Origin of the sequence: Pantoea sp. FN0302 (assembly GCF_050113775.1) — a bacterium.
Classification (GTDB): Bacteria; Pseudomonadota; Gammaproteobacteria; order Enterobacterales; family Enterobacteriaceae; genus Mixta; species Mixta alhagi.
This window is the reverse complement of sequence record NZ_JBNJSM010000003.1, coordinates 142972-162127: the sequence shown is the minus strand read 5'-3', so window position 1 is coordinate 162127 and position 19156 is coordinate 142972. Positions and strand designations below refer to the sequence as shown.

Here is a 19156-nt window from a genome sequence, read left to right as displayed (position 1 = left end):
AGGTGGCATATACTTCCTACCCCAAAAGAGTTATCAAACATTCGACGGGAGGTCACCGTGCAGAGCATTCAGGCCGATTTGGTGGTTGTCGGCGCGGGCGGCGCGGGTTTGCGAGCGGCGATTGCCGCTGCCGTTGCGCAACCGCAGCTGTCCATTGCCCTTGTGTCAAAAGTCTATCCTATGCGTAGCCATACCGTGGCTGCCGAAGGGGGCTCCGCCGCCGTTACCCAGCAGCATGACAGTTTTGATGCCCATTTCCACGACACGGTTGCTGGCGGCGACTGGCTGTGCGAGCAGGATGTCGTGGATTACTTTGTACAGCACTGTCCGCAGGAGATGATCCAGCTGGAACAATGGGGTTGCCCATGGAGCCGCAAACAGGACGGTACGGTTAACGTGCGTCGCTTCGGCGGCATGAAAATCGAGCGTACCTGGTTTGCCGCTGATAAAACCGGCTTTCATATGCTGCATACGCTGTTTCAGACCTCGCTGAAATATCCTCAAATTCGCCGCTTCGATGAGCACTTTGTCCTGGATCTGCTGGTGGATGAGGGGCGTGTCGGCGGTCTGGTGGCGCTGAATATGATGGAAGGCACGCTGGTCACGCTGCGCGCCAACGCCGTAGTGCTGGCCACCGGCGGTGCCGGACGTGTCTACCGCTATAACACCAACGGCAGCATCGTTACCGGTGACGGCATGGGCATGGCGCTGCGTCACGGCGTTCCCCTGCGCGACATGGAGTTTGTGCAGTACCACCCTACCGGCCTGCCTGGCTCCGGCATCTTAATGACGGAAGGCTGCCGTGGCGAAGGCGGAATTCTGGTGAATAAGGATGGCTATCGCTATCTGCAGGATTACGGCCTGGGGCCGGAAACGCCGCCCGGCCAGCCCAAAAACAAATATATGGAGCTGGGGCCGCGCGATAAAGTGTCGCAGGCGTTCTGGCATGAGTGGCAGGCGGGCCGCACCCTCTCCAGCCCGCGCGGCGAAGTGGTTCATCTCGATCTGCGTCATCTCGGTGCCAGGAAACTGCATGAGCGGCTGCCTTTTATCTGTGAGCTGAGCAAAGCCTACGTTGGCGTGGATCCGGTTACCGCCCCGATTCCGGTACGTCCGACGGCGCACTACACCATGGGCGGCATTGAAACCGACGCGCGCGGCGAAACGCGTATCAATGGGCTGTTTGCCGCCGGAGAGTGTGCCGCCATCGGCCTGCATGGTGCTAACCGGCTTGGATCTAACTCGCTGGCGGAGCTGGTGGTGTTTGGGCGTCTGGCTGGCGAACAGGCGGCGGAACGGGCTCTGGAGAATCCTGCCAGCAGCGAGCGGGCGTTAACCGCGCAGGCGAAAGATGTGGAACAGCGCCTGCTGGCGCGTGTTAATCAGCCAGGCACAGAGCGCTGGTCCGCGCTGCGTGATGAGATGGGCCGCAGTATGGAACTGGGCTGCGGGATTTATCGCACCCCTGAGCTGATGCAGCAGACGATCGATACGCTGGCGGATTTAAAAGCGCGCTACCAGCGCCTGCATATCAGCGACAGCAGCAGCGTTTTCAATACGGAACTGCTTTACAGCCTTGAGCTGGAGCATAGCCTGAACGTAGCCGAATGTATGGCGCATGCGGCGATGCATCGCAAAGAGTCCCGCGGCGCTCATCAGCGGCTGGATGAGGGCTGCCGACAGCGCGACGATCAAAATTATCTGCATCATACGCTGACCTTCTTTAACGCCGATGGCGCGCCGCGCATCGAAACCTCCCCGGTAACCATTACCCGCCTGCCGCCTGCCCAGCGCTTATATGGCGCACAGGCGGACGCCGCGCAGGCGCAGGAGACGCCTCATGAATAAACAGCCGACTCTGAATATCACTCTCCAGCGCTATAACCCGGAACAGGACGTTAAACCGCATGATGAACACTTTGCGGTGCCATGGGATGAACAAACCTCGTTACTGGATGCGCTGGGTTATATCAAAGATAACCTGGCGTTGGACTTGGCCTGGCGCTGGTCATGCCGCATGGCGATTTGCGGCTCCTGCGGCATGATGGTTAACGGTATTCCTAAACTCGCCTGTAAAACCTTTTTGCGTGATTACCCGGAGGGCCTGCGCATTGCACCGCTGGCTAATTTCCCGGTTGAGCGCGATTTAGTGGTGGATATGAGCCACTTTATCGCCAGCCTGGAGGCGATTAAGCCGTACATTATTGGCAATCCACGCGTTCCGGCGCAGGGCGCCAACCGGCAAACCCCGGCGCAGATGGCGCGCTATCATCAGTTTTCCGGCTGTATTAATTGCGGCCTGTGCTATGCCGCTTGCCCGCAGTTTGCCCTTAATCCGCAGTTCATCGGCCCGGCCGTTATCGCCCTGGCGCATCGCTACAATCTGGACAGCCGCGATCGCGGCAAGGCTGAACGTATGCCGCTGTTAAACGGCGACAATGGCGTCTGGCCCTGTACCTTTGTTGGCTTTTGCTCTGAAGTCTGCCCTAAACATGTCGATCCGGCTGCGGCTATCCAGCAGGGCAAGGTGGCTAGCGCCAAAGATTATCTGATTGCCCGACTGAAACCGCACTAAGGAGCTGTGAATGATAAGTAAACGCAAACCTTATCTGGCGCCGGTATCAACCAACTGGTGGCGGCAGCTGGCTTTTTATCGCTTTTATATGCTGCGTGAAGGCACCGCTCTGTCTGCGCTATGGTTTAGCCTGGAGCTGATTTTCGGCCTCTATGCCCTGAAGGGAGGCCCTGAATCCTGGGCGAGCTTTGTGGATTTTCTCCAGCATCCGGCGATATTGCTGTTCAACCTGGCGACGCTGGCCGCCGCGCTGCTGCACAGCAAAACCTGGTTTGGGCTGGCGCCCAGGGCAGCCATTGTGATGGTGAAAGGTGAAAAGCTGAAGCCGCAGCCGATTATTTTCGCTCTGTGGATCGTCACTCTGCTGGTAACGCTGACAGCACTGTGGCTGGCTCTGGCGCAATAAGGAGGAAACAATGCAACAACCACAACGATCGGATGAGCCGCTGTTTTGGGGATTGTTTAGCGCGGGAGGAATGTGGGCGGCCGTGGTATCGCCGGTTGCGGTTCTGCTGATTGGTCTGCTGTTGCCGCTGGGCTGGTGGCCGGAGGACGCGCTAAGCTATGAGCGTATTCGGCAGTTTGCCGCTACCATGCCCGGTCGCGGGCTGATTTTGCTGACGATCGTCCTGCCGTTATGGTGCGCGCTGCATCGCCTGCATCATGGCGCGCACGATCTTCAGTTTTCTATTCCCGCCAGCAAATGGTGGTTCTATGGGCTGGCGGCGATCCTTACGGTGGTGGCCGCTATCGGCGTTTTAACGCTGTAAGCCGTTATTTCAACAACGATAGCATCATCTGCGGCTGCTGGTTCGCCTGGATCAGCACCGCATTGCTGGCCTGCTGAATAATCTGCGCTTTCGTCAGATTACTGGCTTCCAGCGCATAGTCTGCATCCATGATACGGCTGCGCGCTGCGGTGGTCGCCTGCGTTTGCGCGGAGAGCGTTGCCCGGGTTGATTCCAGACTATTTATCGTGCTGCCATATTCGCCACGATAGCCGCTAACGGTTTGCAGCGCCGTATCCAGCGCGCCCAGCGCTTTTGACGCCTCTTCTTTTGGATTAAGGCGCGTTGCTGCCAGTCCTAACGAGGCGCTATCGGAAGGCGTCGGCGGGATGGTTTTGGTTTGCAAATCGTCGCCAAAATTGGCGCTGGTTACAATTTGCGTGGGGGTACTGACCTTGACCGGTTCTGCGGGCGTATAGGTTGGCGTTGGCATATTTCCCCAGGTCATACGCGCCGCAAAAGAGCCATTGCCCACCACCATGATCAGCAGGTCTTCGGTCACGTTATCAATCGCGATATTTTCCCGTGAATTGCCGGTGGAGACGGTGCCATCGTTGTAGCCGCCGGTGCTGGCATCTTCATAACGATCACCATCGCCGCTATAGGTAATGGTCATGCCGTTATAATTCTGAGTGGCGCTGCCATTGATGTTATAGCTGCTGCCTCCCTGCGACAACAGAGAGTCATCATAGCTGGCGCCTGGCAAAAAGCCATTCGCTTCGGTAATCACGCTGCTGTCAGCCTGGGCCGCACTGGAAACCCCTTTGCTGAGCCAGGTGGAATCAGCATCGCTGCCCTGCAGCGCCGTGCCGGTCAGATGTTTGCCGTCACGGGTAAAAATCTGGATATCGTCATCGTAAGAGTAAGAGTCGATGCGCAAATTAATATTGGTTGCGCCCGCCGGAATATAAGTCAGTGAAACGATCCCGGACGTAAAACTATAGTTGGCACCTGGCACCGGAAATTTACTGTTTGCTGACGACACATTGCCCAGCTTCAGCGGCAGTTCCGCCTGCGCCGGAGCCAGCGGATACTTACCGAAAATTTCTGTGTTACCGGCGATCTGATCGATAGTGTCGCTGATTTGCTGAAACTCATCCTGCAAACTTTGGCGATCGCTGTCAGATAACGCATCGTTCACCGAACGGATTGCCAGCTCTTTCGCACGGATCAACAGCTGGGAAATAGAGTCCAGTCCGCCGTCAGCGGTTTCCGACAGGCTGATGCCATCATCCAGCCCACGGCCAATAACCTTATCGGCACCAAGATTGGCAGTCATACGATTAGCAATTGCCTGACCGGCAGCATCATCTTTCGCGTTATTAATACGTAGTCCCGATGAAAGTCGTGCAATAGTCTGACTAAGCTGTGAGGCGTCCTTTGCCTGATTTTTCAGCACATTGGCTGATAACAGATTGGTGTTAATGGTCGCCATGATAAGAAATTCTTCACTGACTGTTATTAGAGTAGAAAGGTTATCGGCGCAGAAACAGATGGCTTTAACGGGTTTACACAGGCTTACCGCCAGGCATCGCGCGGCTTTTTTGCAGATCCACTGATTTTTTTTGAGTTAACGGCGCGTCACGTTTTGACGTCCTATACTTAAGCCGTTAAAACTTATCAGGAAAGCATTATGTCATTGTGGAAAAGCTTTATTGCCAGCGTAGGTGCCCTGCTCTCGGTCGCCTGCAGTACGACGCCGCCCAAAAATGTCACGGTAGTGGAGAACTTTGAGGCCGATCGCTATCTGGGACATTGGTATGAAATTGCCCGTCTCGATCACCGCTTCGAACGCGGGCTTGATCACGTCACTGCCACTTACAGCAAACGGGACGATGGCGGTCTGAAGGTCATTAATCGCGGTTACAGCCCTGAAAAGCAGCGCTGGAAAGAGAGCATCGGAAAAGCTTACTTTACCGGTTCGCCGCAGCGTGCGGCACTCAAAGTCTCTTTTTTTGGCCCGTTTTATGCTGGTTATAACGTGATTGCGCTCGACAGCGACTATCGCTATGCACTGGTCTGCGGGCCGAACCATAATTATCTGTGGATCCTGTCGCGAACTCCGCAACTGGATGAGTCCATTAAACAGCAACTCACCGCACAGGCGCGCACGGCCGGTTTCCCGGTGGATAAGCTGATATGGGTAAAACAGGACGGCGTGACGGCACCGTAAACGGGTAATTAAAGCAGAGTGGTGAGCGAGTATTAACGGTGCGGGCAGGCTAAAATGCCGGTACGGAACAGCGTTCCGCACCGTTCAATTTACTGGGCGCCGCGCTGAATCGCCTCACCGCCAGCTTCAACATCTTCGCCTACGCCGCGCGTAGTATTACAAGCGGAGAGCAGAGTAGTAAGAATCAGAGCGGAAAAGATAGCAACAATACTTTTCTTAGACATAGCCATTTCCTTGTTGGTTACAGTTGAAAGTACAGCAAATAAAGCATAGCCGGAAATTAACAGCTTGCCCGTAACCGCAAAGGAAATGACTCGCAATAAAAAAGCGCATCCGGGAGATGCGCCTGATAAAAGCTTATTTTACGCGAGATACGTATTCGCCAGAGCGCGTATCGACTTTGATCACTTCGCCGATCTGCACAAATAACGGAACTTTCACCACCGCGCCGGTGGTCAGGGTGGCCGGTTTGCCGCCAGTACCTGCGGTATCGCCTTTCAGGCCCGGATCGGTATCAACGATTTCCAGCTCAACAAAGTTCGGCGGCGTAACGGCAATCGGGCTACCGTTCCACAGGGTCACGATGCACTCGGCCTGATCCAGCAGCCATTTCGCATTTTCACCTACGGCTTTCGCATCAGCAGCCAGCTGTTCGAAGGTTTCATTGTTCATGAAGTGCCAGAACTCACCGTCGTTATAGAGGTAAGTCAGGTTCATATCCACCACGTCAGCGCCTTCGGCGGAGTCGGTAGATTTAAAAGTTTTTTCGATCAGCTTGCCGGTCAGCAGACGACGCATCTTAACGCGTGCGAACGCCTGGCCTTTGCCCGGTTTAACAAACTCACTGGATTCGATAGCGTAAGGTTCGCCTTCGAACATGATTTTGAGACCGTTGCGAAAATCGTTGCTAGAATAAGTCGCCATAAAGGCCCTCTACAATTAATACTGGTACTTAGCCAAAAAAATGGCACACATTGTAACCCTAAATACCCCATCCAGAGAAGATTGGTTGCAACAACTTGCAGACGTCATCACTGAACCCCATGAATTACTACGCTTTTTAGCGTTGGATCACCATCCACATCTGGCTGCCGGAGAGGATGCGCGTCGGCTTTTTGCCCTGCGCGTGCCGCGTGCCTTTGCGCAACGCATGAAAAAAGGCGATCCCAACGATCCCCTGCTGCTGCAGGTGATCACCGATCGCCAGGAGTTTATTGATGCGCCCGGCTACAGTACCGATCCGCTGGATGAGCAGAGCAGCGTTGTGCCTGGGCTGCTGCATAAATACAGAAATCGGGCGCTACTGCTGGTAAAAGGCGGCTGTGCGGTGAACTGCCGCTACTGCTTCCGTCGTCATTTTCCCTATCAGGATAATCAGGGCAACAAGCGCAACTGGCAGCGCGCGCTGGACTATATCCGCGATCATCAGGAGCTGGATGAGATCATTTTCTCCGGCGGCGATCCCCTGATGGCAAAGGATCATGAGCTGGACTGGCTGATCGGCGAACTGGAAGCGATCCCGCATTTAAAGCGTCTGCGTATTCACAGCCGTTTGCCGGTAGTGATCCCGGCGCGGATCACAGAGAGTTTGTGCCAGCGTCTGGCAAGCTCGCGTCTGCAGGTGCTTATGGTGACCCATATCAACCATGCGCAGGAGATTGATGACGCGCTACGCCACGGTATCGCCATGCTGAAGCGCGCTGGCGTAACCATGCTTAATCAAAGCGTCTTACTGCGCGGCATCAATGATGACGCACACACGCTGGCGGCGCTCAGCAATGCGCTGTTTGATGCTGGCGTACTGCCTTATTACCTGCACGTGCTGGATAAAGTGCAGGGCGCAGCGCATTTTTATGTTCCAGACGAGACGGCGCGTGCCATCATGCGACAGCTGCTGGCGCTGGTCTCCGGTTATCTGGTGCCGAAACTGGCGCGGGAAATCGGTGGCGAGCCAAGCAAAACACCGCTCGATTTACAGCTCAGACAATCCTGACTGGACGTCCGGTAATGATCTTATTACCGGACAATATTTTCCCTGACCAAAATTATGCCAATGCCAGCTTCATTTTTTAAGAAACAGAAAATTCATTTAACGCTATTTTTCTCACTTATTAAATAAGCTACAAAATATTATTTATTTTAAGTATTTTCTGTTACCAACAATCGCTAAAGCTCATTCAAATAACCCATAACGAAAATTAAATAGCCAGCACAGCTGTTTTTGCCCGACAATAGTCTGGCCTTTCCCCTCCAGAGATAAATAATCTTTGCCGATAATCATGTAAATAGCGCCAGATGTTCAGGGTAAACGCTGTGATTGGGGAAGAGAAAGCATTGCCGGATTTTACCTTTTTTATTTACCGTTTACTCCACTGCTGTTGGTAAATATAAAGAAAAAGTTCGGATAATATTTTTTTACAAGGAGTTACGATGATAAAGCTTGCGCTATTTTCCGCCATTATTTTCACCGGCATAGCTAATATCGCCCATGCCAGTAACAGTGACTGTGCAACTAAGCGCGCCGTACTGGAAAGAGAGATCGAAATTGCCCAGCATCATGGCAATATCCATAAAGTTAATGGCCTGAAACAGGCGCTGGCAGAAGTTAAAGCCCACTGTACCCATGACAGGGTTATCGCCAGTGCGCAAAAGGATGTTGCCAAACTGGAGAAAAAGCGGGCTAAAAAACAGGATGAACTGCGAGAAGTACAGGCGGATTTACATGAAGCGCAGGCATCAGGCCGACAGGATAAGGTAAAAAAATATCAGCGCAAGCTAAAAGAAAAACAGGCCGACCTGCGGGAAATTGAGCAAGAACTGGCACAGGCCCGTGCTGAACTGGCTGCCCTGAGGAAATAACCTTACTGCTTTGATAAACGGAAGCGCCCTGCTTCCGTTTTCTGACCGCCCTCCCTCTGTGATGAAATTTTTGCCATTAATTTTGCTGTTCGGTATAGCGTTTGACCAGCAGGGCAATGCCAGTCTGCCGGTACCGGTAATAGTAAATGACAACTATCAGCCAGAAGCCAGGCTGCTAACGCGGGTTATTCCTGAAAACACCATGTCTCCACGGCAGAGCAGGGTCAGCTTCAGCCGCTGGGATGATGGCATTAACGCATTTTTCATTGATTATCGCGCCCGGCTGGCCCATCTTCAGAGCGGACGTTGCTGTACTGTCTCCGGCGCTGAGCTGGAAATAGAACTTGATAACGGCCTTAATTACGGTCCGTGGCGACTGCGTTATCAAAATACCCTCTGGCGGGGCCCCACCGGCCAACATGGCATATATACCCGCTCGGCCACCCTTTGGCGCAGTATTACTTCCTGGCGAGCAGAACTGCTGGCAGGCGATAGTGAAACAACCCACACCTTGTTTGATTCTCTTCCTTTTCGCGGCATAACCCTGGCGACCAGTGAGGCGATGTTTCCCGACAGATGGCGTCCTTATTCTCCCTGGATAAAGGGTTACGCTAAAAATCATGCTGAAGTAACCCTTAGCCAGAATGGCCTGATCCTGTACCGGCGGCGCGTTCCGCCTGGCTCCTTTGTTATTCAGGATTTTTACCCCTCCACCCGTGATGGAACGCTGGTGCTTACGGTAAAAGAGAGCGACGGCAGCGAATCAAACCGTTATCTGCCCTGGACTGATATGCCCGCTCTGGTTCAACAGAACCATAGCAGTTATGAACTGGTGGCCGGACAATACCGGCCATGGCGAGGCAGCGCGCTGCCGCGCCCTGTTTTTGTTCAGGCCAGCCTGGCGCGGGGAGTAGCCTCAGATATCACACTCTATGCCGGTGTACAACATAGTGAAAGATATGCCAGCTATCTCGCAGGCGCAGGTGTTAATTTGCACAGACTGGGCGCATTTTCAACCGATGTCACCTGGGCACGTTATCGTTCCTCCGCGCAAAGCCAGGAGGGCAGCGTCTGGCGTTTACGCTACGCTAAAGCGTTTTTTGACAGCGCCACCAGCTTTAATGCCCTGTTTCGTTATTATCCATCCGGCCAGCAGTATCGTTCGCTGGAAGAAAAGATTACCTACGTCGGAGAAGAGCGCGCCTGGTGGAGTGATGACCTCCCGTATCGTTTGCTGACGCAGGAATTTTGGATTAACCGCTATCTAGACGAAGATCAGAGCCTGAGCTTACGCTATACCCAACAAACCTGGCGGCGGCTGGCGGGAGAGCGACGCGAGCTGTCACTGAGCTACCTGCTGACGCGGGATAATTTCGATATCAGTTTGTGGCTGGGACACAGCCGTGAGCGATACAGCCGCAGTGAAACCACGCTGGGATTAACCTTTAGCCTGTCGCTGCCAGCGCTCCCCGGTGGCGGTTCGCCCAGTCTGAGTTACAGCCATAATCGTAGCCGGGGTTCGCTATCCAGCCAGGAGATTGGCCTGAGCGGCGCGATGTTTCCTGATTACAGCCTGCGTTACCAGCTAACTGCGATGCACTTTGCGCGCAACGCCAGCCGGTATGATGCTTCTCTGGGTTACCAGTACAATGCAGGAGAAAGCACCTTGCGCTTTGTGCAGGATAATCAGGCCAGCGAATATCATCTTGATATTAGCGGTTCGGTTTTACTGCATTCAGAGGGTGTGACCTTCGGTCAGGCAATGAGCGATACCATGGCGCTTATCGTGGTGCCGAATTCTCCGGGAATCGGTAACTATCAACAATTCGGCGTAACCACTAACGCCAAAGGTGAAGCGCTGGTGGGTTATCTGGTGCCCTGGCGCGCTAACCCGTTAGTGCTGAACAGTTGGCAGCTACCGGACAATGTCTCTTTACCTGAAACGGAATACAGCGTGATGCCGAGCAAAGGCGCAATTGTAAAAGCGGTTTTTTTACCGGCGGAGAGAGGTGAAGGGAGATAAGTTTATAACAGCGTTAAGCCGGAAATATCACAACAGGCACCGGCATAACGCTACAGATTATGGCTGGTAAAAAAGGCTTACGGGCACTTATAGACCTGGCCGGTCATTTTGCTATCGAGCGGAGCGAAGCTGGACCAGATATTTTGCGTAGGACTGGTTGCGCCATAAATCACATTGCCGCCCATCTCCGCCGCCCGGTTGCGTAGATCATTTGCCGCGCCGCGCAGAGAACTGTTTTCACCACCAGCGCCGCTCAGCCAGTTGCTCTGGCTACCGGTAAGCTCACCCAGGAGCTGGCAGGTACTGCCCGGTTGCTGATCGGTAAAGGTGACGCGCTGGCCAGCCGCACTTAGATCTTTGGAGGTGCTACAACCCGCCAGCAGCAACGCTGCTGCAGAAAGCCCCAGCAAGACTTTAATCCGCATGTGATTCCTCATTTATTATCGTCAGTATCCGGTCTGAGCGTATCAGAAAAGAGAGCGTTTTCTTAAACATCCCTTGCCACAAACGTTCAGTATAAACCTGCGCGTTTACTTATACCTTTTTCAGCGGCAAAAGAAAAACCCCCTGCCATTTCTGACAGGGGGTTAAGACAATCTAAGCCGTTGGGGGCAATTACATCATGCCGCCCATACCGCCCATGCCGCCCATACCACCAGCAGCACCTAAGTCGCCTTTGTCGTCTTTCGGCAGGTCAGTCACCATACATTCGGTGGTGATCATCAGACCAGCGACAGAAGCCGCGTACTGCAGCGCAGAACGGGTTACTTTGGTCGGATCCAGGATACCGAAGTCGATCATGTTGCCGTACTCTTCGGTAGCCGCGTTGTAACCGTAGTTACCGTCGCCAGCTTTAACCATGTTAGCCACAACGGACGGCTCTTCACCGGCGTTGGAAACGATCTGACGCAGCGGAGCTTCCATTGCGCGCAGCGCAACTTTGATACCCACGTTCTGGTCTTCGTTCTGGCCAGTCAGCTCAGACAGTTTCGCTGCAACGCGAACCAGAGCAACACCACCGCCAGCTACCACGCCTTCTTCCACCGCAGCACGGGTCGCGTGCAGGGCGTCTTCAACGCGTGCTTTTTTCTCTTTCATTTCAACTTCAGTTGCTGCGCCAACTTTCAGTACGGCTACGCCGCCTGCCAGTTTCGCTACGCGCTCCTGCAGTTTTTCTTTATCGTAGTCAGAGGTTGCTTCTTCGATCTGCTGACGGATCTGAGAAACGCGGCCCTGGATAGCGCCTTCTTCACCCACGCCATCGATGATGGTGGTGGTGTCTTTGTTGATCACAACGCGTTTAGCCTGACCCAGGTCTTCCAGCGTTGCTTTTTCCAGCTCCATACCGATCTCTTCAGAGATAACGGTACCGCCGGTCAGGATAGCGATATCCTGCAGCATCGCCTTACGACGGTCGCCGAAGCCCGGCGCTTTCACCGCAGCTACTTTCACGATGCCGCGCATGGTGTTCACTACCAGGGTAGCCAGCGCTTCGCCTTCAACGTCTTCAGCAACGATCAGCAGCGGCTTGCTGGCTTTCGCTACTGCTTCCAGTACCGGCAGCAGTTCACGAATGTTAGAGACTTTCTTATCAACCAGCAGGATGAACGGGCTGTCCAGTTCTACTGCGCCCGTTTCCGGCTTGTTGATGAAGTAAGGAGAGAGGTAGCCGCGATCGAACTGCATACCTTCAACCACGTCCAACTCGTCCTGCAGACCGGTGCCTTCTTCAACGGTGATAACGCCTTCTTTACCCACTTTTTCCATTGCCTGAGCAATCAGGGTACCGACAGACTCATCGGAGTTAGCAGAGATGGTACCAACCTGAGCGATGGCTTTAGAGTCAGAGCAAGGTACGGACAGCGCTTTCAGCTCTTCCACAGCGGCGATAACGGCTTTATCGATACCGCGTTTCAGGTCCATCGGGTTCATGCCCGCAGCAACAGCTTTCAGGCCTTCGTTAACGATAGACTGAGCCAGTACGGTTGCGGTGGTGGTACCGTCGCCTGCAGTGTCATTTGCTTTAGAGGCGACTTCTTTCACCATCTGCGCGCCCATATTCTCGAACTTGTCTTCCAGTTCGATTTCACGTGCAACGGAGACGCCATCTTTGGTGATGGTCGGCGAACCGAAAGATTTATCCAGCACTACGTTACGGCCTTTCGGGCCCAGGGTAACTTTAACTGCGTCTGCCAGGATGTTCACGCCGCGCAGCATTTTTACACGCGCGTCATTACCGAATTTTACGTCTTTAGCTGCCATTTGAAATTTCCCTTAAATTCGTATGTTCGATGTGGTTTTTGCCTAATTAGGCTTCAACGATTGCCAGAATGTCGCTTTCAGAGATGATCAACACCTCTTCGTTATCGATCTTCTCGGTTTTCGCGCCGTAACCTTCGTTAAAAATCACAACGTCGCCCACTTTCACATCCAGCGGCTTCACGCTGCCGTTTTCCAGGATGCGACCATTGCCCACAGCCAACACTTCGCCACGGGTAGATTTAGCCGCAGCGGAGCCGGTCAGAACGATGCCGCCAGCAGATTTGGATTCAACTTCTTTACGCTTGACGATTACGCGATCGTGCAATGGACGAATGTTCATTTGATAGCTCTCCTTTGAGAAGTCCAATCAGTCATTTTAGGGATGAATGCCGGGCTTATGGGCTTCCGGCCTCGTGGCTCAAGAGATAGGGACAGCCGTTATCGCTTTCAAGGGGCAACACAAAAAAAATTTTTGTTTGGGATCAATTTGCCGACCCGGCTAAGCGGCTGCAGAAAAAAACATGGCGGCTCATTGCCGCCATGTTCAGAGTGAAAATTTTAACGATCCTGATGATCTTTATCGTGGCCAATACGATCGCTGTCTTTGCGCTCGTATTCGCCTTCCATGGTGTAGCCGCTGTCCGGGCCTGCCCCTGGCCCGCGCCAGACGCGCAGGTGCGGCATCAGCTTCAGGGTCAGATGTTTTTGTACCGGCGGCAGCAGTAACAGCAGGCCAAGGAAGTCGGTAAAAAATCCCGGCAGCAGCAGCAGGAAACCAGCGATAATCAGCGAAACGCTTTTGATCATCTCTTCCGCCGGGCTTTCTCCCTGCGCCAGCTTCTGCTGCATCAGCAGAAAGTTCTTCACGCCCTGATTTTTTACCAGCGACACGCCGATGGCGGAGGTAAAGATCACCAGCAGCATCGTCAGTAAAACGCCCATTACGTGCGCCACCTGTATAAACAGGGTGATCTCAATCCAGGCGAATAAAAACAGTATTAGTAACGGTAACCAGCGCACCGTATTCTCCTTTAGTCGGGCTGCCACGCCTGCGGCGCAGCGGCGATATTCTTTAGTTCAAACGCGATCAACCTGCGTTGTCGCGTTAACGTCATAGCAAACTATGGCGCAGATAAGCTACAGAGATGGGTGCGCGCACGTTAATTTTCAACCAGGGTGCTGGATTTTTCCCACCTGCGGCGATTTTGGGATTATGATCACAGCCTAAAGCTGGCTCTGCGTCAGCTTTTCTTCGAATCGCGATCTGGACTCAGATATTTGTGTCGCTTAAGCCTATGATCGTGCGGCCAGGCCGATAAGGGACAATTTATCTGCCGGGCTTAATCCGACACGATAACCACATCACCTGTAACGATGTAACCGGTAGCTCTAACAAGAAGGTTCCCATGGCAAATAACATTCGTATCGAAGAAGACCTGCTAGGCATGCGTGAAGTTCCGGCGGATGCGTATTACGGCGTTCATACTTTGCGTGCGATTGAGAATTTCTGTATCAGCAGCCATAAAATCAGCGACATTCCTGAGTTTGTGCGCGGCATGGTAATGGTGAAGAAAGCGGCAGCGCTGGCCAATAAAGAGCTGCAGACCATCCCTCGTCATATTGCCAATACCATTATCCAGGCGTGTGATGAGGTATTGAATAACGGCAAATGCATGGACCAGTTCCCGGTTGATGTCTATCAGGGGGGCGCAGGCACCTCGGTAAATATGAACACCAATGAGGTGTTGGCTAATATCGGGCTTGAACTGATGGGGCACCAGAAAGGGGAATATCAGTTTCTGAACCCGAATGACCATGTCAATAAATGCCAGTCCACCAACGACGCTTATCCTACCGGCTTTCGTATCGCGGTTTACGCCTCCATTCTGAAACTGCTGGATGCGATCGCCCAGTTGGGCGATGGTTTTGAGCGTAAAGCCATCGAGTTTGAAACGATTCTGAAGATGGGCCGCACGCAGCTACAGGATGCCGTGCCGATGACGTTGGGCCAGGAATTCCACGCCTTTAACGTCCTGCTGAAAGAAGAGATTAAAAACATTACCCGAACCGCCGAGCTGCTGCTGGAGGTTAACCTTGGCGCCACGGCCATCGGCACGCGTCTGAATACGCCGGAGGGCTATCAGCAACTGGCGGTAGAAAAACTGGCCGAGGTCACCAACCTGCCGGTTACGCCTGCTGAAGATCTGATCGAAGCAACGTCCGACTGCGGCGCCTATGTGATGGTGCATTCCGCGTTGAAACGCCTTGCGGTCAAGCTGTCGAAAATCTGCAACGATTTACGTCTGCTCTCTTCGGGTCCGCGCGCCGGCCTGAACGAAATCAACCTGCCGGAGCTGCAGGCAGGTTCTTCTATTATGCCAGCCAAAGTGAACCCAGTGGTGCCGGAAGTAGTAAACCAGGTTTGCTTTAAAGTGATCGGCAATGACACTACCGTGACCATGGCCTCCGAGGCAGGCCAGCTTCAGCTTAACGTGATGGAACCGGTAATCGGCCAGGCGATGTTTGAATCTATTCAGATCCTGACCAATGCCTGCTATAACCTGCTGGAAAAATGCGTTGACGGCATTACCGCCAATAAAGCGGTTTGTGAAGCGTACGTGTTTAACTCTATCGGTATCGTGACCTATCTCAACCCTTACATTGGTCACCATAACGGTGATATTGTCGGAAAAATCTGTGCTGAAACCGGCAAAAGCGTCAGAGACGTGGTGCTGGAGCGCGGTCTGCTGACCGAAGCCGAACTGGACGATATCTTTTCCGTTCCTAACCTGATGCGTCCTGTTTATAAAGCAAAACGCTATACCGATGAAAATGAAAATTAAGCCCGACTCTTAACGCATTGCAGGCACGTCTGTTCGCTGAACAACGTGCCTTTTTTATTGCCGCAGCATACAAATTTTTAACTTCTTTTTATTATTTTTATCATCTTTATAAGGGGTCATATTATGGTGGGAGTAGAGCTGGTTATCGTCCTGCTGGCAATCTATTTGGGTGCCAGGCTGGGGGGTATCGGCATCGGCTTTGCAGGCGGTCTGGGCGTGCTGGTATTGACGCTATTGTGCCAAATGAAGCCGGGGGCCATTCCTTTCGATGTTATCGAAATTATTATGGCCGTGATTTCCGCTATTGCCGCTATGCAGGTGGCGGGCGGTATGGATTACCTGGTGAGCCTTGCTGAGCGGCTGCTGCGTAAGCATCCCCGCTACGTTACTTTCCTCGCGCCGCTGGTGACCTATTGTATGACGCTGCTGGCAGGCACCGGCCATACTGCGTTCTCTACGCTGCCGGTTATTGCCGAAGTCGCCAAAGAGCAAGGCGTGCGTCCGTCACGCCCGCTATCTATCGCTGTTGTCGCGTCGCAGATTGCCATTACCGCCTCACCGATCTCTGCCGCCGTGGTCTATTTCGCCGGGATTCTTGAGCCGCGCGGTATCGGCTATCTGGCGCTGTTGGGCGTGGCAATTCCTTCTACCATGGCGGCGATTTTCGTGGCGGCGCTGGTAACGAACTTTCTCGGCAAAGAGTTGCAGGACGATCCAATTTACCAGGCGCGTCTGGCAAAAGGGGAAGTGACGCTGCGCGGCTCGCAGGTTTTCGAAGAGAAGCCGGGCGCAAAACGCTCGGTGCTGCTGTTTCTGATCGGTATTGTGGCCGTCATGCTTTATGCCACCGCAATCAGCGAAAATGTCGGTCTGATCCAGAATCCGCTGCTGCCGCGCAACGAAGCGATTGTGGTGTTTATGCTGACCATCGCCACGCTGATTTGCCTGAGCTGTAAAGTGGATACCAGCGCTATCCTCAGCGCCAGCACATTTAAATCGGGCATGAGCGCCTGTATCTGTGTGATGGGGGTCGCCTGGCTGGGGGATACCTTTGTAAAAGGGCATATCAATGATATTCAGATGCTGGCCGGAGAGCTGCTGAATAATCATCCGTGGATGCTGGCGCTGGTGCTGTTTTTTGCTTCCACCCTGCTCTATTCCCAGGCGGCAACCACGAAAGCACTGATGCCTGCTGCGCTGATGCTGGGCGTCTCGCCGATCACTGCCGTGGCCTCTTTCGCTGCCGTTTCCGCGCTGTTTGTGTTGCCTACCTACCCAACGCTGCTGGCTGCGGTTGAGATGGATGACACCGGCTCCACGCGCATCGGCAAGTTTGTTTTTAACCACTCGTTTCTGATCCCCGGCACGCTCGCGATTGTGCTGTCGGTGGCGTTTGGTTTTCTGTTCGGACAGCTGTTTTTGTAGCATCCCCGGTAACCCGGTGCACGCCGGGTTACCTCTGCTTACCGCCAGTCAAAAATATCCGCATCGGCCCGTGCTATGATTGCACTTTTAGTCTCAGGAGCGAGCCATGACTTTATCTACCGCCGTCATTGTTCTTTGTACCGCCCCCGACAGCGCCACCGCCCAACAGCTGGCTGATAAAGCGCTCTCGGCGCGGCTGGCTGGCTGCGTAACCGTTTTACCAGGCGCGACCTCTTATTATGTCTGGCAGGGGCAGCGCGAAAGCGCCAGCGAAGTGCAGATGCTGCTTAAAAGCGATGTCACTCATCAGCAGGCGCTAATCGAATTGCTGAAAGCGGAACATCCCTACGATACGCCCGAACTGCTGGTGCTGCCGGTACAACATGGAGAGAGTGATTACCTGTCATGGCTCAGCGCATCGCTTCGATAATATTATTATTCATTAGCGCCATTCTTTGTTTGCCCGCGCAAGCCGGACTGTTTGATAAAGATTCACAAAGCGGCTTTGTGCCGGTTAATGAGGCCTTCTCCTTTGATTTCAGTCAGCAGGGCGATCGTTTGACGCTGCGCTGGCAGGTCAAACCCGGCTATTACCTCTACCGGCAGCAAATCAGCCTGACCGCCAGGCAGGCGAAGCTGGCTCCGCTGCAGTTGCCGACAGGCCAGCCGCATGAGGATGAGTTTTACGGCAAGAGTGAAATCTATCCGCAGGATCTCACCATCCCGGTAACCATTGCGGAAGCTGGCGATAATGCCAGCGTGACGCTGCGCTATCAGGGCTGCGCCGCAGCGGGCTTTTGCTATCCGCCGGAAACGCGTGAAATCCCGCTGTCGGCGGTCGCGGCGGCATTCACGAAGCCAGCCCCCGCTTTCGACGCTGCAGCGCCGGTTACCTCTTCCGCCGCCAAGAAGCCGCTAACGGAGAGCACGCCGCTGCCTTTCTCACCCTTGTGGGCATTGCTGATTGGTATCGGCGTTGCCTTCACGCCCTGCGTATTGCCAATGTATCCATTGATTTCCGGCATCATTCTTGGCGGCAACCGTCAGCTATCGAGCGGCCGCCTGCTGGCGCTGTCTATGGTCTACGTACAGGGCATGGCGCTGACCTATACGCTGTTGGGCGTGGTGGTTGCCGCCGCAGGCTTACGCTTTCAGGCGGCGCTGCAGCATCCGTATGTGCTGATCGCGCTCTCGCTGCTGTTTGTGCTGCTGGCGTTATCAATGTTCGGCCTCTTTACTCTGCAGCTGCCTGCCAGCCTGCAAACGCGACTGACGCTCTGGAGCAACCGTCAACGCGGTGGTTCGCTGCCCGGCGTATTTTTGATGGGCGCGCTGGCGGGCTTGATTTGTTCCCCCTGCACCACCGCGCCGCTCAGCGCCATCCTGCTTTATATTGCCCAAAGCGGCAATATGTTGGCGGGCGCTGGCACGCTGTGGCTGTACGCTTTTGGCATGGGCCTGCCGCTGATTGCCGTTACGCTGTTTGGCAATCGCCTGCTGCCGAAAAGCGGCCCGTGGATGCAGACGGTTAAAGAAGGATTTGGCTTTGTGATTCTGGCACTGCCGGTGTTTCTGCTGGAGCGTATCCTTGGCGATAGCTGGGGGCTGCGGCTCTGGAGCCTGCTGGCAGTCAGCTTTTTTGCCTGGGCCTTTATTATCAGCCTGCAGGCGCGGCGTGGCTGGTTACGCGTGGCGCAGGTACTGCTGCTGGCGGCGGCGCTGGTCAGCGCACAGCCTTTGCAGCAGTGGGCCTTCGGCACGCAGACGTCTGCCGCTGCGCATACGGAGTTGAACTTCACTCGCGTGAGCAGCGTCGCGCAGCTGGATGCCCGGCTACAGCAGGCGCACGGCAAAATAACCATGCTGGATTTCTATGCCGACTGGTGCGTTGCCTGCAAAGAGTTCAGCAAATATACCTTCAGCGATGCCGGAGTGCGGCAGGCGTTGATGTCGATGGTGCTGCTGCAGGCGGATGTCACTGCCAACAGCCAGCAGGATAGCGCGCTGTTGCAGCATTCACAGGTGCTGGGGCTGCCCACTATTCTGTTTTTTGATGCACAGGGCAAAGAGATCCCTGGCTCGCGTATAACAGGTTATCTGGACGCCGCCGCGTTTCAGGCGCATTTGCAGAAACTGGCGCGGTAAACGACACTGGAGTCTGGTTCAATGAACGTGACTGCCGATTTACCGACAGAAAAACGCTTACAG

General features: G+C 54.1%; 19 protein-coding genes. 12 read left to right on the top strand and 7 right to left on the bottom strand.

What is annotated here, in order from left to right:
• The first annotated feature begins 57 nt into the window (after positions 1-57).
• The 4 genes from frdA to frdD are packed head-to-tail and all read left to right on the top strand — an operon-like array spanning position 58 to position 3345.
• Positions 58-1848, top strand: a complete 1791-nt coding sequence (gene frdA / locus ACQE32_RS13645; protein WP_427021939.1) for a fumarate reductase (quinol) flavoprotein subunit — start codon at positions 58-60, stop codon at positions 1846-1848.
• On the top strand, positions 1841-2575 hold the full coding sequence (locus ACQE32_RS13640; RefSeq protein ID WP_250650978.1) for a succinate dehydrogenase/fumarate reductase iron-sulfur subunit: 735 nt from the start codon (positions 1841-1843) through the stop codon (positions 2573-2575). The genes frdA and ACQE32_RS13640 overlap by 8 nt, the downstream gene beginning before the upstream one ends.
• A 10-nt stretch (positions 2576-2585) precedes the next feature.
• The gene (gene frdC, locus ACQE32_RS13635) at positions 2586-2981 is read left to right on the top strand and encodes a fumarate reductase subunit FrdC (protein WP_427021938.1); all 396 of its coding nucleotides are present in this window, start codon (positions 2586-2588) and stop codon (positions 2979-2981) included.
• 10 nt (positions 2982-2991) lie between these two features.
• A complete protein-coding gene (gene frdD, locus ACQE32_RS13630) occupies positions 2992-3345 on the top strand; it encodes a fumarate reductase subunit FrdD (protein ID WP_426973239.1) in 354 nt (117 codons plus the stop codon).
• A gap of 4 nt (positions 3346-3349) precedes the next feature.
• On the opposite strand, the gene ACQE32_RS13625 is transcribed toward frdD, so the two are convergent.
• The gene (locus ACQE32_RS13625) at positions 3350-4798 is read right to left on the bottom strand and encodes a flagellin (protein WP_427021937.1); all 1449 of its coding nucleotides are present in this window, start codon (positions 4796-4798) and stop codon (positions 3350-3352) included.
• Between the two features lie 198 nt (positions 4799-4996).
• Here ACQE32_RS13625 and ACQE32_RS13620 point away from each other — a divergent pair, with 198 nt between their 5' ends.
• Positions 4997-5536 carry a lipocalin family protein gene (locus ACQE32_RS13620; protein ID WP_426973236.1) on the top strand — a complete coding sequence of 180 codons (540 nt, stop codon included), beginning with the start codon at positions 4997-4999 and terminating at the stop codon, positions 5534-5536.
• Between the two features lie 89 nt (positions 5537-5625).
• Here the strand turns inward: ACQE32_RS13620 and ACQE32_RS13615 are convergent, their stop codons facing one another.
• Both ACQE32_RS13615 and efp read right to left on the bottom strand, forming a co-directional pair.
• The gene (locus ACQE32_RS13615) at positions 5626-5760 is read right to left on the bottom strand and encodes an entericidin A/B family lipoprotein (RefSeq protein WP_085069835.1); all 135 of its coding nucleotides are present in this window, start codon (positions 5758-5760) and stop codon (positions 5626-5628) included.
• Between the two features lie 133 nt (positions 5761-5893).
• Complete coding sequence (gene efp, locus ACQE32_RS13610; RefSeq protein WP_085069833.1) at positions 5894-6460, bottom strand: elongation factor P; 567 nt, start codon at positions 6458-6460, stop codon at positions 5894-5896.
• Between the two features lie 40 nt (positions 6461-6500).
• Between efp and epmB the strand changes: the two genes are divergently transcribed.
• The 3 genes from epmB (at position 6501) to ACQE32_RS13595 (ending at position 10418) form a co-directional block, all read left to right on the top strand.
• Complete coding sequence (epmB, locus tag ACQE32_RS13605) at positions 6501-7529, top strand: EF-P beta-lysylation protein EpmB (protein ID WP_250650983.1); 1029 nt, start codon at positions 6501-6503, stop codon at positions 7527-7529.
• Between the two features lie 437 nt (positions 7530-7966).
• The gene (locus tag ACQE32_RS13600) at positions 7967-8395 is read left to right on the top strand and encodes a DUF1090 domain-containing protein (RefSeq protein WP_427021936.1); all 429 of its coding nucleotides are present in this window, start codon (positions 7967-7969) and stop codon (positions 8393-8395) included.
• Between the two features lie 70 nt (positions 8396-8465).
• Entirely contained in the window at positions 8466-10418 is a 1953-nt protein-coding gene (locus ACQE32_RS13595; protein WP_427021935.1) for a fimbria/pilus outer membrane usher protein, read from the top strand.
• A gap of 77 nt (positions 10419-10495) precedes the next feature.
• On the opposite strand, the gene ACQE32_RS13590 is transcribed toward ACQE32_RS13595, so the two are convergent.
• The 4 genes from ACQE32_RS13590 to ACQE32_RS13575 form a co-directional block, all read right to left on the bottom strand.
• Entirely contained in the window at positions 10496-10843 is a 348-nt protein-coding gene (locus ACQE32_RS13590) for a DUF4156 domain-containing protein (RefSeq protein ID WP_085069827.1), read from the bottom strand.
• A gap of 190 nt (positions 10844-11033) precedes the next feature.
• Entirely contained in the window at positions 11034-12680 is a 1647-nt protein-coding gene (gene groL / locus ACQE32_RS13585; protein ID WP_085069825.1) for a chaperonin GroEL, read from the bottom strand.
• 46 nt (positions 12681-12726) lie between these two features.
• Positions 12727-13020, bottom strand: a complete 294-nt coding sequence (locus ACQE32_RS13580; RefSeq protein ID WP_275555655.1) for a co-chaperone GroES — start codon at positions 13018-13020, stop codon at positions 12727-12729.
• A gap of 218 nt (positions 13021-13238) precedes the next feature.
• Positions 13239-13700 (bottom strand): FxsA family protein, encoded by a 462-nt coding sequence (locus tag ACQE32_RS13575; RefSeq protein WP_250650987.1) that lies wholly within the window; start codon positions 13698-13700, stop codon positions 13239-13241.
• Positions 13701-14086: 386 nt separating this feature from the next.
• Between ACQE32_RS13575 and aspA the strand changes: the two genes are divergently transcribed.
• From aspA to ACQE32_RS13555, 4 genes are all read left to right on the top strand, one after another.
• The gene (aspA, locus tag ACQE32_RS13570) at positions 14087-15523 is read left to right on the top strand and encodes an aspartate ammonia-lyase (RefSeq protein WP_250650988.1); all 1437 of its coding nucleotides are present in this window, start codon (positions 14087-14089) and stop codon (positions 15521-15523) included.
• A gap of 123 nt (positions 15524-15646) precedes the next feature.
• Positions 15647-16948 (top strand): anaerobic C4-dicarboxylate transporter, encoded by a 1302-nt coding sequence (locus ACQE32_RS13565; RefSeq protein WP_426981889.1) that lies wholly within the window; start codon positions 15647-15649, stop codon positions 16946-16948.
• A 106-nt stretch (positions 16949-17054) separates the two neighbouring features.
• Entirely contained in the window at positions 17055-17378 is a 324-nt protein-coding gene (cutA, locus tag ACQE32_RS13560; protein ID WP_426973229.1) for a divalent cation tolerance protein CutA, read from the top strand.
• Positions 17354-19093 (top strand): protein-disulfide reductase DsbD, encoded by a 1740-nt coding sequence (locus tag ACQE32_RS13555; protein WP_427021934.1) that lies wholly within the window; start codon positions 17354-17356, stop codon positions 19091-19093. The genes cutA and ACQE32_RS13555 overlap by 25 nt, the downstream gene beginning before the upstream one ends.
• Positions 19094-19156 lie beyond the last annotated feature (63 nt).